The organism is Micromonospora sp. NPDC049171 (assembly GCF_040648275.1).
Classification (GTDB): Bacteria; Actinomycetota; Actinomycetes; order Mycobacteriales; family Micromonosporaceae; genus Micromonospora.
Genome location: NZ_JBEZDJ010000016.1, coordinates 120,001 through 134,690, shown reverse-complemented (window position 1 = coordinate 134,690; position 14,690 = coordinate 120,001). Strand labels below are relative to the sequence as shown.

15 protein-coding genes are annotated in these 14,690 nt (G+C 72.3%); 5 read left to right on the top strand and 10 right to left on the bottom strand.

What is annotated here, in order from left to right:
* The 5 genes from AB0B14_RS21130 to AB0B14_RS21110 all read right to left on the bottom strand — a co-directional run bounded on the left by AB0B14_RS21130 (position 1) and on the right by AB0B14_RS21110 (position 4,535).
* Complete coding sequence (locus AB0B14_RS21130) at positions 1–549, bottom strand: ATPase (RefSeq protein WP_357523659.1); 549 nt, start codon at positions 547–549, stop codon at positions 1–3.
* A 113-nt stretch (positions 550–662) separates the two neighbouring features.
* Positions 663–1,109 (bottom strand): response regulator, encoded by a 447-nt coding sequence (locus AB0B14_RS21125; RefSeq protein ID WP_357080406.1) that lies wholly within the window; start codon positions 1,107–1,109, stop codon positions 663–665.
* Positions 1,110–1,177: 68 nt separating this feature from the next.
* Complete coding sequence (locus tag AB0B14_RS21120) at positions 1,178–1,525, bottom strand: STAS domain-containing protein (RefSeq protein ID WP_357080409.1); 348 nt, start codon at positions 1,523–1,525, stop codon at positions 1,178–1,180.
* A 116-nt stretch (positions 1,526–1,641) separates the two neighbouring features.
* Positions 1,642–2,712, bottom strand: a complete 1,071-nt coding sequence (locus AB0B14_RS21115) for a cobalamin B12-binding domain-containing protein (protein WP_357080412.1) — start codon at positions 2,710–2,712, stop codon at positions 1,642–1,644.
* Positions 2,709–4,535, bottom strand: a complete 1,827-nt coding sequence (locus tag AB0B14_RS21110) for a PP2C family protein-serine/threonine phosphatase (protein ID WP_357523657.1) — start codon at positions 4,533–4,535, stop codon at positions 2,709–2,711. The genes AB0B14_RS21115 and AB0B14_RS21110 overlap by 4 nt, the downstream gene beginning before the upstream one ends.
* Positions 4,536–4,743: 208 nt before the next feature.
* Here AB0B14_RS21110 and AB0B14_RS21105 point away from each other — a divergent pair, with 208 nt between their 5' ends.
* Together AB0B14_RS21105 and AB0B14_RS21100 are read left to right on the top strand one after the other, a co-directional pair.
* The gene (locus AB0B14_RS21105) at positions 4,744–5,076 is read left to right on the top strand and encodes an STAS domain-containing protein (RefSeq protein WP_357080418.1); all 333 of its coding nucleotides are present in this window, start codon (positions 4,744–4,746) and stop codon (positions 5,074–5,076) included.
* A 73-nt stretch (positions 5,077–5,149) separates the two neighbouring features.
* Positions 5,150–5,716, top strand: coding sequence for a hypothetical protein (locus tag AB0B14_RS21100; RefSeq protein WP_357523655.1), 567 nt, complete (start codon positions 5,150–5,152; stop codon positions 5,714–5,716).
* Here AB0B14_RS21100 and AB0B14_RS21095 read toward each other — a convergent pair.
* Positions 5,713–6,027, bottom strand: coding sequence for a hypothetical protein (locus AB0B14_RS21095; RefSeq protein WP_357080424.1), 315 nt, complete (start codon positions 6,025–6,027; stop codon positions 5,713–5,715). The genes AB0B14_RS21100 and AB0B14_RS21095 overlap by 4 nt on opposite strands.
* A gap of 201 nt (positions 6,028–6,228) precedes the next feature.
* Between AB0B14_RS21095 and AB0B14_RS21090 the strand changes: the two genes are divergently transcribed.
* The 3 genes from AB0B14_RS21090 to AB0B14_RS21080 all read left to right on the top strand — a co-directional run bounded on the left by AB0B14_RS21090 (position 6,229) and on the right by AB0B14_RS21080 (position 9,336).
* Positions 6,229–7,206 carry a DUF2267 domain-containing protein gene (locus tag AB0B14_RS21090; RefSeq protein WP_357080427.1) on the top strand — a complete coding sequence of 326 codons (978 nt, stop codon included), beginning with the start codon at positions 6,229–6,231 and terminating at the stop codon, positions 7,204–7,206.
* A 114-nt stretch (positions 7,207–7,320) separates the two neighbouring features.
* The gene (locus AB0B14_RS21085; protein WP_357080430.1) at positions 7,321–8,103 is read left to right on the top strand and encodes a fused MFS/spermidine synthase; all 783 of its coding nucleotides are present in this window, start codon (positions 7,321–7,323) and stop codon (positions 8,101–8,103) included.
* Between the two features lie 141 nt (positions 8,104–8,244).
* Positions 8,245–9,336 carry an AI-2E family transporter gene (locus AB0B14_RS21080; RefSeq protein WP_357080433.1) on the top strand — a complete coding sequence of 364 codons (1,092 nt, stop codon included), beginning with the start codon at positions 8,245–8,247 and terminating at the stop codon, positions 9,334–9,336.
* A 43-nt stretch (positions 9,337–9,379) separates the two neighbouring features.
* Here AB0B14_RS21080 and AB0B14_RS21075 read toward each other — a convergent pair whose 3' ends face one another.
* From AB0B14_RS21075 to AB0B14_RS21060, 4 genes are all read right to left on the bottom strand, one after another.
* A complete protein-coding gene (locus AB0B14_RS21075; RefSeq protein ID WP_357080436.1) occupies positions 9,380–10,681 on the bottom strand; it encodes an NAD(P)/FAD-dependent oxidoreductase in 1,302 nt (433 codons plus the stop codon).
* A 45-nt stretch (positions 10,682–10,726) separates the two neighbouring features.
* On the bottom strand, positions 10,727–12,880 hold the full coding sequence (locus AB0B14_RS21070) for a glycogen debranching N-terminal domain-containing protein (RefSeq protein WP_357523653.1): 2,154 nt from the start codon (positions 12,878–12,880) through the stop codon (positions 10,727–10,729).
* A 66-nt stretch (positions 12,881–12,946) separates the two neighbouring features.
* On the bottom strand, positions 12,947–13,270 hold the full coding sequence (locus tag AB0B14_RS21065; RefSeq protein WP_357080443.1) for a CU044_2847 family protein: 324 nt from the start codon (positions 13,268–13,270) through the stop codon (positions 12,947–12,949).
* The gene (locus AB0B14_RS21060; RefSeq protein ID WP_357523651.1) at positions 13,267–14,688 is read right to left on the bottom strand and encodes an extracellular solute-binding protein; all 1,422 of its coding nucleotides are present in this window, start codon (positions 14,686–14,688) and stop codon (positions 13,267–13,269) included. Before AB0B14_RS21060 ends, AB0B14_RS21065 begins: the two co-directional genes overlap by 4 nt.
* Between the last annotated feature and the right edge of the window lie 2 nt (positions 14,689–14,690).

The window sequence follows — 14,690 nt, the reverse complement described above, 5'->3', positions numbered from 1 at the left end:
TCAGCGCCGGCCGGATGGCGGCTCCGCGCCCGGATCCAGCCCGCCGGCCGACACCCGGCTCCCCGGTACGCCGGCAGCGGCGGTCGGGGTGTCGGCGGGCACCTGATCCGGCGTCACCTGAGCGAGGATCTCGTCCACCCGGGCCTCGCGCCGCCGCCGGAGGTACAGCGCCGCCTCGAAGTCACGGCGGGCCTGCACGGCCCCCTCGTACGCCCGCTCCCGCACCAGTCTCGCCTCCGCGCGGGCCCCGTCCAGCTCGGCACGGGCCTGGGCCAGGATCTCGGCGGCCTCGCGCCGCACGTCGTCGTCGGGGTGCCGGGTGCCGGCGGTGTCGCCGAGGTGCCGGGTGCCGGCGGTGTCGCCGAGGTCGAGCCGTTGCAGGAGCCCGCTGAGCCAGGCCGCCTCCTGCCGGATCTCGTCCCACTCACGGGAGGCTTCGGCGGCACCCTCGGCACGCGCCGCGAGCCGGGACAGCCGGATCCCCAACTCGTCCAGGCACGAATCCACCTGCCGCGTGTCGTAACCGGACTCAACGACGGAGAATTTCATACTGTCGCCCCCCAGGCAGCTGCTGTTACTTCCCCACCTGGATCCTCGGCCGCGACCGCGACGGCCGAGGAGGTTCGGGGAAAATGTTCAGCATGCGCGTGCGAGGGCTCGCGTCAGGCGCGCTTGGGTAGCACGACCACCCGGCCGAAGAACTCGTCGATGCGACGGACCACGTCGTTGAAGTCGTCCAGGTCGATCGGCTTGGTGACGTACGCGTTGGCCTGCAGCGTGTAGCTGCCGACGATGTCGGTGTCGGCGTTGGAGGTGGTCAGCACCACGATCGGGATGGTCCGCAGGTCCTCGTCCTGCTTGACCGCGCCGAGCACCTGCCGGCCGTCCATCCTCGGCATGTTCAGGTCCAGCAGGATCACGTCCGGCCGGCGGGCGTGCTCGTGGCGGCCCTCGGCGCGCAGGAACTCCATCGCCTCCTCGCCGTCGCTGACCACGTCGATGACCTTCTCGACGTCGGAATCCGCCAACGCCTCCTCGATCATCAGGACGTCGCCCGGGTCGTCGTCGACCACCAGGATGCGTACCGGCTGCGGGCTGTCTACGCCCATCACTACCTGCTTCGGGTCGGCGGGGACGGGACCTGACGGTCACCGCGTTGGCGGGGAAATCTAGCCCATCAGGAGGCGCTGCGGGACGCGGGGTCGACCGATTCCGGTTCGTAGCGCAACACGTCGGCCAGGCCGGTCATCCGCAACACCCGGTCGACGCGGCCGTTGGCACCGACGAGCCGAAGCCAGCCGCCGTCGGCCGCCGCCCGATTGTCCCCCCGGACGAACACTGCCATCCCGGTGGAATCGCAGAACGTGAGGTCGGTGAGGTCGAGCAGCACCCGGGACTCGCCGTCGGCCGTGAGGCTGTCGATCGCGGCGGTCAGCTGGGGGGCCGTGCTCATGTCCAGCTCGCCCGCCAGACGCAGGCAGGCGCCACCGCCGTCGCTTTCGACGTAGCTGACGCTGAACGTCACCGTTCTCCCCCTCGCTCCACCCACGGGTGGGACATTTGCGGTGCGGCAAGTATACGCAGGGTCGCCCCGCGAACCGCAGGGCGCGGTGATCGACACCGGCATCGACGGATGGACGCTCAGCGGCCGGCGTCGGACAGCGCGGCGAGCCCCACGGACAACACGCGCCCCGCCCGGGGAAAGTCGCGCAGCGCGACGGCGTAGTGCTCCAGGGGGCGGGCCACGGCCCCCGCGGGCACACCCCGACTGCGCAGGATCTCCGACAGCCACTCGACGAACTCGGTGAACAACGAGGCGTCGTCGACGTAGACCGCCGCGGCCAGGAAATCCACGACGTGACCCAGGTCGCTGACCGTGGAGTCGAGCTGGCTGGCGGTGTACGTGCGCGCCACCGGCACCCGCTCCCGCAGGTCGGCCAACGCGCTGTCGATCAGCTCGGCACGACGCCGCACCAGGCTGGCGTACTCGTCGTCGGCCAGGTGGGACAACCGCGCCGGCGGCACCCCCCGCAACGCCCGCTCGTCGGCGATCAGCTCGGCCGCCGAGGGCGCGTCCGGCGCCCAGGCCACGCCGAGCCGACGCGCCCACCGGCCGTCCGTGCCGAACCCGCGCCCACCGACCACCACCGGCACGTCCGAGCGGCGGCAGGCCTCGATCATGCGGTGGGCGTACGGCAGGCGCATCGGCAGCGCGCACGCCAACGCGACGGCGTGCGCGTCGTAACGGTGCAGGTACGACACGAGGTGCGCCGCGGGCACGCTGGCACCCAGGAACGTCACCTGCCAGCCGCGCAACCGCAGCACCTCGGCCACCAGCCGGGGCGGCAGCGCGTGCCACTCGCCGTCCATGCACGCGACCACGACCCGGCCGCCGGTCGGGCGCGGGTTGACGTGCGCGGCCACCGCCGCCACCACCCGTTCGCTGATGTGGGTGGCCGCGTGCTCCTGCGCGACGCTCCACTCGTTGCGCGCCCACCGCTCGCCCACCTCGGCCTGGGCGGGCGCGACCAGGTCGAGCAGCACCCGCTCCGCCGGTACGCCCGCGTCGAGCAGGCCGATCGCCAGGTCGATCGCGGCGTCCTCGTCGGCGTCGGCGAGGTGGTCCAGGTAGCCGAGGTACGCGTCGCTCGGCTCGATGGCGGTCGGGGCGACCTCGCCGCGCTGGTGGCCGCGGGCCGGGGCGGCGGTCACGCGTCGCCCGGGTCGATGGCGGTCGGGGTGGCGGGCGAGTCGACCTCGCCGCGCTGGTCGGCGCCGCCTGGGGCGGGCACCGAGTGCAGGTGCCGCGACGCGCGGCCACCCGGGCCGGTCGCCCGCAGCGCCAGCACCGCGATGTCGTCGTGGTCGCCCTGCGCCAACCAGTCGCAGGTGACCTGCTCGACCCGCTCGGCCAGGGCTGGGGCCGGCATCCGTTGACAGTCGGTCACGGCGGCGACCAGCCGTTCGGTGCCGAACTGCTCGTCGCCGCGCCGGCCACCGCGGGCCTCGGTCACCCCGTCGCTGTAGAGCAGGCAGGTCTCCCCCGGTGCCAGCCGTACGGTCACCTCGCCGACGCGCGGGTCCGACACGACGCCGATCAGCATGCCGCGCAGCGGCACCGACTCCACCGCGCCGGAGGCGCGCAGCACCAGCGGTGGCAGATGCCCACCGCCGGCCATGGTGAGGGTGAGGCCGCCGTCGCGCTGTGGACGGGCCACGCCGAGCACGATGGTGGCGAAGCGGCCTTGGCCGTGCGCCTGGGTCGTCTCCAGCAACGCGTCGTTGAGCAGCCGCAGCAACCGCCCGGGGTGCGACTCCAGCCGGTGCAGCGCCTGAAGGCACTGGCGCAACTGGCCGGTGAAGACGGCCGCCTCGACCCCCTTGCCCGAGACGTCGCCGAGGAAGAACACCGAGCCACCGTCGGCGAGCCGGTGCGAGCCGTAGAAGTCACCCCCGATGCGCAGTCCCGCCTGCGCGGGCCGGTACGCGGTGCCCCACTGCACGCCCGCGGCTTCGGCCGGCTCGACCGGCAACAGGCTGGCCTGGAGGGTGTCGGCCACCTCGGTCTGGTCGCGGTAGAGCAGAGCTGTCGTCAGCGCCGCGCCGGCGCGGGCCGCGAACGCGCGGACCAGCTCCACGTCGTCCTCGTCGTACGAGCCGGGGGCGCGACGGGCGACAAGCAGCACACCGACCGGTGCGTCCCGGCCCGGCAGCGGGACGACCCGTGCGGCGGTGCCGATCTCGGCGGACTCGGGCAGCCAGCCGGCGTCGACCGCCTGCTCGACCAGCCAGTCCACCGCGTGCGGCTCGACCCCGGTCAGCCCGTCGGCGACGGCGCCGGGCAGCTCGCCGCCGGGCAGCACCCCGTGGTCCACCGACGGTGGCTCGTCGTCGGTGCGCGTGGCCCGCCACCAGCGGGCCCGACCGGCACGCGGTGCGAGGACCAGCACGGCCACCTCGGCCAGGGTCGGTACGGCGAGTCGGACGATCGCCGCGGCGGCCCGGTCGGGGTGCAGCGGGTTGCCCAGCTTGTCACCGACCACGGCCAGGAAGGTCGAGCGGGCCCGCTCGGCGAGCAGCGCGTCGGCGCGGCGGACGCTGTCGGTGACGTCCTGGACGTACCAGCAGCAGCGGCCGTCGGAGAGCGCCACCGGGCGGCCGGTCAGTCGACGCCCACGATAGGTGAAGCCGCCGGGGTTGCCCGCGCTCAGGCCGGGCACACCGGCGGCGCTGAGCAGCTCGCCGGGTCGCACGCCGGGCAGCAGCCGCTCGGCCACCGGACTGACGTGCCACACGACGCCGTCGGCGTCGCAGACCACCAGGCCCTCACGGAGGTGCTCGATGACCTCGAACCAGTCGGGCGCGGCCGCATCGCGCGCGAGGTCCATCGGCGGCTCTGCCGCGCCGGAACGAGGCAACGGGGCCGCACCGGGGTGGGGCGACCGGTCGGCGGACCACGCCGTAGACCGGGGTGTGCTCGGCGTGGAGAGCCGTCCGTCGCCCGGGTCGCAGTCCCTGACGTCGGAAGCAGTCACCAGCTGAGCCTCACTCCTTGTCATCCACCCGAACCCATACCGGAACCGGCGTCTATGGTCAAAACTCTGCGGCCAGCCTACGCCGGTACCCGGCAAGCGGCATCCCAGCGCAGCAGACGAGGCACCGTCACCAGCGCCTGAGCGGGGCCGGCGGAGGCGGCGTCGGCCCCCGATTTGCGTTCCTCCGTCCGGCTGGGACCATGGTGGGATGTCCGACCAGCTGTTGACCATCGAGACAATCCGGCTCGATGCCGGGCACGTCCGACTGCGGCTGACCGGCGAGCTCGACTACGCCTCCGCGCCCGAGCTGATCGCCGTGGCCGCCGACCTGCGCGACGACCAGCAGGTGCTGATCGACCTGACCGGCGTCAGCCTCTGCGACTCGTCCGGGCTCAGCGCGCTGTTGGTGGTGCACCGCGCCGCCGGGGCGATCCGGCTGACCGGGGCCGCCCCGCACCTGCAACGGATGCTGGACCGCACCGGCCTGACCGAGTTGCTGACCGTGGAGCACGCCACCGACGACCTGCGCGCCATCGGCTGACCCGCTGCCCGCCCCGTCGCCCGACGATTCGGCAGGGGACACTTGTCGCGCGTCGTCTGAGGGGGGCCCACGCTTGCGCTTCGAGCACCGTGCCACCGAGACGGACGCGAGCATCGTCGATCGGGTGTGGCGCACCGGCAGCGACGCCGAGTCGACGATGACATCCGCGGCGCGCACGTGCAGCCAACTGATCCTCACGCGGATGCGGGGGCAACTCCTCGCCAGCCTGCGCGGGCCGGAGACCAGGGCCACCACGGCGCCGGTCCCCGCGAACGCCGAGTTCCTCGGGATCCGGCTCACGCTCGGCACCGTGCTTCGGCCGCATCCCGCATCCTCGCTCGTCGACGGGTACGTGCCCTTCCCCGTGACGGACTCGGGCCGAATCGTCATCGGCGCCGAGGCATGGGAAGCGCCGACGTACGAAAATGTCGAGCAGTTCGTCCGGCGCCTGCGGGACGCGGGTCTGCTGGTGCGATCACGTCTCGGGCTTGAGGAGCACATCGCCGGGCACCAGCGTGCGCCGGCGCAAGGGCCTTCCCGGCAAAGAGCGGCCGGCTGTGGTGACGACCGTTCGGGTCTCGCCCAGGCGGGGTGGCCCCCGACCCTGGGACCTGGGGTCGGGGGCCGGAGGAATGTCTAGGGTGTCGTCATCGGCTGGAGTCGGGGCCCGTCCTCGCGCAGCTCGCCGGTCGGGGCCGGATCGACGTCCTCGGGCTCCCCCGAATCGGGCGTCTGATACAGGTAACGGACGAACTGCCCACCCGCCTCGTTGTCGTCCGCGCCGGGCCACTGGCCGATGCAGTCCATCCCGATGACCTCACGGCCGGTCCCGTCGGCCTCCTCCAGCAGCGCCCACAGGCTCACCGGGTAACACCTGGTGAGTTCCGGCGTGAGCTGCCAGCGGGCGTACCAGCCGCGTCGGGCGGGGACGATCTCGACGATCTGCTTCATGACGACCTTCCTTCCGCGTACCTCGGAAGAACTTCGGTCCTGACCCGAGCATGCGGGCCGGGTGGGTGAGCACCCCTCACCCCCGCCGGATGAAGCGTCGCGGACACCGGGCCGAGCCGGCCCGGTGGCGGCCGTTTCGGCTCCCGCGGCGGCGGGAAGGCGACTGGCACAGCCACGATCCCCAGCGGAAGGGGTGCCACCATGCGCAAGCAGATGGAGGGCGACAACCAGCGGCGTCGGGCGCTGGCCCGGCAGGCCCGCGAACAGAATCGCCAGCCCAGCGAGTTCGGTGCCAGCCTGAGCGCCTCCAAGCAGCTCACGAGCCTCGACCAGGGCAAGCGGGCCGGCCCACCGCCGGCCGGGCCGCACAAGCCGGACAGTACGCGCGGCGGGCCGGCACCACCGCAGGTCGGCAGCGCCGACAATCCGAGGCCGCAACCGTCCCCGCCGAGCGGCACGGCCGGGGTACGCCCCATGGGCTACCACGAGCTGGTCGACGAGGTAGGGCGTCGGGCCGGGGTCGACTTCAAGACGGCCAAGGTCGGCACCGAAGCGACAGTGCTGGTCCTCGCCTTCGCCCTGGAGGCCGCCGAGCGGCAACGACTGCTCGCCGCGGTCCCGAACTCGCTGCACGACGTGCTGCCCGTCGACGGCATCGAGCGGCACCGTGACCTGCCCGGCTTCCTGGCCGAGGTGGGCCGGATCAGCGGCAACACCCCCGAGCAGGCCCGATACCAGGCGGAGGCGACGATCGCCGCGCTCGCCGCACAGGACGGCGACCTGGTCGAGTCGTTGCACGTACCCGACGGGTTGCGGGACCTGCTCAACCCGCCGGAGGCCGGCGGTGGCCTGGTGGGCGCCTCCACCACCACACCCACCCTGGACCCGGACGCGATCGAGGCGGCGCTCGACGACCTGCCCTACTGGACCGGCGACGGTCAGGGCCTCTACCGGGTGGTCGCGCTGCCTCCGGACAACCTGGACCGGGTGCTCGACCGGCTCGACCGGATGCGCCAGGACACCGGGCGCGGCCCGAGCATCGGACGTCCGGGGGACACCGCCGCCGTGCTGACCGTACGGACCAGCCAGGCCGACGGGGTGACCGCGCTCGACGTGGACCTCGCCCACCGGATCGACGACGCGATCGACGAGGTGGGAGCCGGGATGGCCGGCGGCTGACCGGCCGCGACGGCTGTGCCGGGCCGGTGGACGCGGGTGGTTCCGCTCCGCCGGCCCGTCGGTCGTGCCGGCCGCGCGCCGGCTGGCGGGTGGGCCTGAGCTAGCGTGCCGGGCATGAACCGCGCCGCCGACCGGCTGGAGCTGGTCGCCGATCCGGTCCGGCGGACCGGGCGGACGCTGCTGTCCGCCGGCGTCGAGCAGTCGTACGTGGATGTCGAGGACCCCCGGCACCTGCACTTCGAGTACGTCCGGCGGATCGCCTCGGCGGTGGATTCGGCCGCACCGGCGGGCGTACCGCTGAGCGTTCTGCACCTGGGTGGTGGGGCGTTGACGCTGCCCCGCTGGCTGGCCGCCACCCGGCCCGGCTCCCCGCAACGGGTCGTCGAGCGGGACCCGGCGGTGGTCGAGCTGGTCGCCCGGGAGTTGCCGCCGCTGCCGCCGCAGGTGCGGGTGGAGATCGCCGACGCCCGGGACGCCCTCGCCGCCACCCCGGCCGGTTCCTGCGACCTGGTCATCGCCGACATCTACCGGGCGGCCCGGATGCCCCGGCACGTCCGTACCGTCGAGTTCGCCGCCGAGGTGGCCCGTGCCCTGCGCCCGGACGGGATGTTCCTGGTCAACGTCACGGACCTGCCTCCCCTGGTCGCCACCCGGGTGCAGGTGGCCACGGTGCGGGCCGTCTTCGCCGACGTGTGCGTGCTCGGCGACCGGCGGATGCTGCGCGGTCGCCGCTACGGCAACCTGGTGTTGGCCGCGACGTCCCGGCCCGGCGGGCTGCCGGTCGGGAAGCTGGCGGTGGCCGCGCTGCGCGACCCGGTGCCGGGCGGGCTGCTGCACGCCGCTGCGCTCGACACGTTCGTGGCCGGTGCCCACCCGCTCACCGACGCGGACGGCTGAGCGACTTCGGCCCCTCGTCGCCTTGGCCGGCGTGGAACGGCACACCCGGGGCGTCGCTGAGCGAATCGGCCGGGTGGGTGACGCGGTCGCCGCGTCCGCAATGCCGGGTTTTCGACGACGAGTGCGGGGAAGGCGCGGCGAATGAGCAACGCCGACAACCGGGTGACAGCCCGCCGCACCCTGATCGTGATCGGTCTGGTGCTGGCCACCGCGTTCGCGCTGGCCTTCGTGTACGCGACCCGCCGGGTGCTGGTCTGGGCCGTGGTCGCGGCGTTCTTCGCCGTCGCGCTCAAGCCCCTCGTGGACCGGCTGCAACGCCGTCTCGTGCGGCGGCGGTCGCTGGCCACGCTGCTGGTGTTCCTCGTCGTGTTCGTGCTGCTGGCGATCCTGGCCGCGCTCATCCTGGCGCCGCTGTTCGGGGAGGTGGGCCGGTTCGCCGACCGGGCACCGGGGTTGTTGCACGACGCCCGCGCCGGCCGGGGCCCGCTGGGGCAACTGCTGGAGCGCACCGGCGTGCGCCGCTACGTCAGCGAACACTCCGAGCAGCTCCGTGACCTCGGCACCCGGCTGCGGCAACCCGCTGTGGGCGTGCTGCGCGGCGTCGTCGAGACGGTCGCCGGGCTGGTCACGGTCATCGTGCTGGCGTACCTCATGGTCCTGGAGGCACCGCGGATCACCCGCGGCCTGCTCGCGGTGGCCGGGGACGGTCAGGGTGAGCGGCTGCGTCGGGTGGGCCGGGAGGTGTCGCGCACCGTCACCGGCTACCTCACCGGCAACCTGGTGATCAGCGTGATCTGCGGGGTGTTGACCTTCGTGGTGCTGGTCGTCACCGGGGTGCCGTTCGCGGCCGTGATCGCCCTGTTGGTGGCGGTGGCCGACCTGATACCGCTTGTCGGCGCCACCCTCGGCGCGGTGATCGCGACCGGGGCCGGCTTCCTGCACTCCCCCACCGCCGGGGTGGTGGTGCTCGTCTTCTTCGTGGTCTACCAGCAGGTGGAGAACCACCTGCTCCAGCCGCTCATCCTGTCCCGGGCGGTCCGACTCAATCCGCTGACCGTGCTGGTCAGCGTGCTGCTCGCGGCGGAGCTGGCCGGCCTGCTCGGCGCGCTGCTGGCCATCCCCGCCGCCGGCATGGTGCAGACCCTGCTGCGCGAGTACGGTCCGCGTCGGTTGCGGCCCGCCCCGCCGGCCGGCCCGGGTGCGCGGTCGGCCGGTCCCGCACCCCAGGGCTGACCGGCGGGCCCGGGGCGCCACCGGGCTGACCGGTGCGGTCGTTTCAGCGGCCCCGGGTCGCCACCTCGGGGGTGGTGCTCTCCAATGGCACCGCGTTCGCCGGGACCAGCCCCAACTGGACCGCCGAGCGGGTCAGCGCGGCGTCCAGCACCCAGTCGGCGCTGACCCGCGTGCGGTTGCCCGGCATCGCCATCAGGTGGTACGCCCGGGTGACCGTCTTGGCCGGCAACCCGGCCAGGTTGACCTGCAACGGGTTCGCCGCCGCGTCCTTGCCGCCCAGGTCGACCACCCAGCCCAGGTCGTGGTGCTTGTACGGCTTGCGCTTGCCGAAGCCGTACGACGCGGCGATGTTGTGCGCCGCGCGCTTACCCTGCCGCTGCGCGTGCTGGGCCGTCATCCCGCAGATCTTGCCCGGGTTCACCAGGTCCGGCACCGCGGCGGCGTCGCCGCAGGCGAACACCTCCGGATAGCCGGGGACGTTGAGGAACTCGTCGACCACCAGCCGCCCCCGGTCGGTGCGCAGACCCAGCTCGTTGACGAACGGGTCGGGGCGCACCCCCACACACCACACCAGGGTGCAGGTCGGCACGTACTCGCCGTCGGTGAGCTTCACCCCGTCGCAGGTCGCCTCCGCCACGGACGTGCCCATCCGCACCTCCACACCACGGCGGTTGAGCACCCGGTGCGAGGTCTGCGACATCCGCTCGTCCATCTCGGGCAGCACCCGCTGGGCCACGTCGAGCAGCATCCACCGCGGCCGCACCGGGAGCCGGGGCCGCTGGGCATGCAACGCGTCGGTGAACAACTGCCCGTGCGCCGCGACCTCGGTGCCGGTGTAACCCGCCCCGACCACCACGAACGTGGAGCGCGCCCGCTGCTCGGCCGGGTCCTCGGCCTGCTCGGCCAGTTCGAGCTGCCGGACGATGTGATCATGCAGGTAGACGGCCTCGGGCAGGCCGCGGAAGCCGTGCGCGTACTCGGTCACCCCCGGGATGGGCAACAGCTTGTTGACGCTGCCCACGGCGAGGATCAGCCGGTCGTACGCCAGCCGGTTCTTCTCGCCCTCCGCCTGGGTGAAGCCGACCCAGCGGTTCTGCAGGTCGACGTGGTCCGCCTCGCCGATCACCACCCGTACGCCCTTGAGCGTGCCGGTCAGTGGCACCGCGATCCGTTTCGGCTCGACCACCCCGGCCGCCACCTCGGGCAGCAGCGGGAGGTAGAGGAAGTAGTCGGTGGAGTTCAGTACCACGATCTCGGCCCGGTCCCGGGCGATCCGGCTCAACGTCTTCGCCGCGTGGTAACCGGCGAACCCGGCCCCCACGATCACCACACGAGGTTTCGTCATTGCGGGCCGTTTCCCGTCGAAGCCCCGAACAAACGTCAGCCGCGATCAGCTCGGCTGAAGCCGGACCTGGCCGCTGCGGCCGATCGCCTCCAACTCCCACTGTTGGCCGAACGCCCGCACCCGCTCGGCGGCGATCCGGCCCAGCTCCTGCGGGACGTCCGGATCGAGGACCAACCGGCCGTTGACCGGGTTGACGCCGAGCATGGCGCGGATCAGGGCCAGCGGCGTGCCGGCCGCCCACGCCTGCGGACTGCACGCGGTTGGGTACGGGATGGCGAACAGCAGCCGCTCCCGGTCGAACCCGCTGAGCGCCTCCGGCAGCCGGTAACCGAACTGGTCGGCCGCCTCGATCATCGCCAGACTGATCCGGTTCGACTCGGCCCGGTAGCCGTACCGGGCCAGGCCGAGCGCGGCGATCGAGTTGTCGTGCGGCCAGACCGTGCCCAGGTGGTAGCCGAGGGCGTTGTAGAGCCGCTCCTCCCGCGACAGCGTGCGGATGCCCCAACCGGAGAACATGTCCGGCGACATGAGTTGCCGCACCACCGCGTCGGCCCGCTCCGGCGGCACGATCCCGCTCCACAGCAGGTGACCCATGTTCGACGTCTTGGAATCGACGCGGTTCTTGTCGCCGTCCAGCGCGACCGCGTAGTAGCCGCCCCGTTCCTCGATCCAGAAGTCCGTGTTGAACCGCTCGTACAGGGTGTTGGCCTGGTCGCGCAGCCGGCGCGCCAACGAGGGGTCGTCCAACGGCCCGTCGAACAACTCGGCCAGTCGTAGTTTGGCGTCGTAGGTGTAGCTCTGTAGGTCGCAGGTGGCCAGCGGCAGCACCGGGATTCGGCCATCGGCGAAGCAGACGCCGTCCGGGGAGTCCCGCCAGCACTGGTTGCCCAGCCCTTCCGGCGAGCGGGTCGCGTACTCGACGTAGCCGTCGCCGTCCCGGTCGCCGTAATCGTCGATCCAGCGCAACGCGGCCAGCGCGTTGCCCCGCAGGTGCCGGACGGTCTCGTCGTCGCCGGTCCAGCGCCAGTACTCGGAGAGCAGGATCAGCCAGAGTTGGGTGGCGTCGGCGCTGCCGTAGTACGGCCCGAACGGTTTCTCGCCGCTGCGGGTCAACTCGCCGCTGCGCACCTCGTGCAGGATCTTGCCGGGCTCCTCGTCGGTGAAGTCGTCACACGTGTCGCCCTGGAGCCGGGCCAGGGCGAGCAGGGTGCCCTTTGCCAGCGCGGGCCCGGCGACGAGGGTCTGGTACGCGGTGATCAGGGTGTCCCGGCCGAAGACGGCGAGGAACCAGGGCAGTCCGGCACCGGGCAGCATAATCCGCTGGCCCTTGACCTCCAGGTCGAGCCGCAGTGCCGCCAGGTCGTTGCGGGACTGCCGCGCGGTGCGCTCCAACGCCGCGTTGTCACTGTGCAGCACCGCCCGGTCCTCAACCCACCGGCGCAGCGGGTCGTCGGCCCGGCCGTGGATGACGTCGGCGATGTCGCCCCGGACCGGCTCGACCACCCCCATCCCGGGCGGCAGTGGCACGTTCAGGTCGACGTGCCACTCCTCGCGGGGCCCTAGCTCCAGCTCCCAGACCAGATCGTCACCCTCGATGCGGTCGGCCGGCTTCGTGCAGCACACCCGGGTCTGCGCGGAGAAGTCACCGCGCTGGTAGGAGAAGCACAGCTCGGACCCGTCGGCGGCGTGGTCCCGGCTGATCTCGGCGGAGCGGTCCCGGACCCTCGACTTGACCTCGAACAGGTCGGCGAAGTCGGCGGCGACGGCCAGCCGCAGCTCCACCCGGACCGGCTCCAGTCGGTAGGAGACCAGTTCCACGCGTTCGTGAAACCCGTCGCCGACGTAGCGCAGGCGCCGCAGGCCCAGGGTGTTCGGCGGCAGCCCGGGCAACTCCGGGTTGGTGAGCACGTACTGCGCGGAGTAGTGGTCGATCGTCTCGGAGCGCAACACCAACAACTCGCCGCCGTTGACGGTCAGGCTCCATCCGCTGATCAGGCGGGTGTCCAGGTGCACGAGCCCACCGATGCTGCCCGTCGGCACATCCCCACACGCGTTGGAGTACAGGAACGTCGGCCCGCTGAGCACCGCGAGGGAGCCGGGGCCCAAATCGGGCGGCATGGCCCGCTGATCGGCGCTGTCCGCATCCGCGACGGCCAGGCCGGGGAAGGGATTGGCAGGGGTCGCGCGCACGGCAGCCATGACACCCACCGTAAGCAGAGTGGAACTGGGCGTCATCACCCGGTCCGGGTGAAAGGTCCCGACCGCCTACGGGGTCGGTGGCCGCTGCCAGCGCACCGTCACCGTGAGCTGGCCCTGGACACCCGTCCGGGCGATCACCGCCCCGGCCTCCGCGGTCAACTGGACCCCGAAGCTGATCTCGATCTCGTCCGGACTGTGGGCCATCGACTGGAACTGGCCGAGCGCGGCGGAGGCGGCGTCGCGGACCTCCGACAGCGCCCGGTCGAACGTCGCCCGCGCCTCACGAACCACCTTGCCGGCGTTACCGGCCGGCGTCACGCCGGCCCGACCGTCGACCTCGACCACCACCGAGCCGCCACCGTCGAGGTCGAATCTGCGCAGTTCAGTCATCGTTCAGGTCCTCTCTCCCGCGGCGACACGCACGTCAGATCCAGCCACTCGGCCTTCGGCCCCTTGTCCCTGAGTTTCTCGAGTTCGGCAAGCAGGCTGTCGAGGCGCTCCGGTGCTTCCAGGTAGACCAGGATCGCCCGCTCGAACGCCGTGGCCATCGCCGCTGGCATCAGGTCCGACGCGTCCCAGCACAGGGTGCCGGTGCGCAGTTGCTCGGCGACCGCCGCGAGGACCCTGTCCTGGGGTTCGGGTGCGTCGCCACGCCGGCTGAATGCCACGCCCTCGGTGGGCTCACGCCAGGCCGTCTGGGCCTGCTCGGAGGCGAGATAGCTCATCAGCTCCCTGGCCCGCTCGGTGTTGTCGCTGTCCTTGACGTCCTTGCTGTCCCTGGTGTGCCGGAACATGACCGCGACGTCGTCGGAGACCTCGTGCAGCGACTGGGTGGCCTTCGGCCCGATCGGCGGTGTCGAGAAGAAGGTGAACGGCGGATCGGCATTCGTCGGGGTGGACGGCTTGCGCGGGTACTTCCGGACCACGAAGGAACCCTGGTGGTCCAGGTGACAGCGTGGGGGAATCACCACCTTCTCCCCATCACCCTTTTCCACCTCACGGGGAAACAGCCCCTTGGCAGCCGTCTGGAAAGTGGTGTAGAGGCTGGCTCGGGCCGTCTGCTCCGACGAGACCCCCAGCAGGGCGCCCCAGGTCTCCCAGGCACCCTTGACCTCCGGAGAATTCCAGTGGAGGTCACCGCGCGTCCATTTCTCGTAGGAGTCCTCACCGGACCGGTGCAACAGGATGTCCTCGATCCAATCGGTGCCCGGCCAACCGGAGACCGACTGGGCACTCATGCCGAGGCACCAACGCACCTGCTCGGCACCGATCCTGCGCTGGGTCAGGCCGACCAGCTCGTCCCAGGTGCTCGGTGCAGACTGGCCGAACCTCTTCAACTCGGTCGGGGCGTACCAGACCACGCTCTTCAGATGGGTGGTGACCGAGACCGCGTAGGGGAGCTTGTCGCGGACCTCCCCCACCTTGGGCGCGAGCTTGACCAACTGCGGAGCGGCACCCGGGTCGGTCGTGATCGGGCCCTCCAGCGGCACCAGCCGGCCGGCGTTGACGTACCGTTGCAGGTCGTTGACGCGGGGCAGGACCGCGACGTCGGGCGGGCGATCGCGCTCGATCGCCACCTGGAGCACCTGGCTGACGTCCCGGTGCCCCTGGTAACGGGCGTGAATGCCGGAACTCTTCCTGAATTTCTCCAGCACCGCCCGGAACGCGACCTCCTCGTCATCGGTCCACGGGCCGAGGACCGTCAGCTCCTCGGTGGGCTCGGCAGAGTGCCCGTTCAGCGCGACACCGGCGAGCAGCACCGTGACCACCGCCAATGCCGTCCGAGCCACCCGTCCGCTGCGCTTCATGG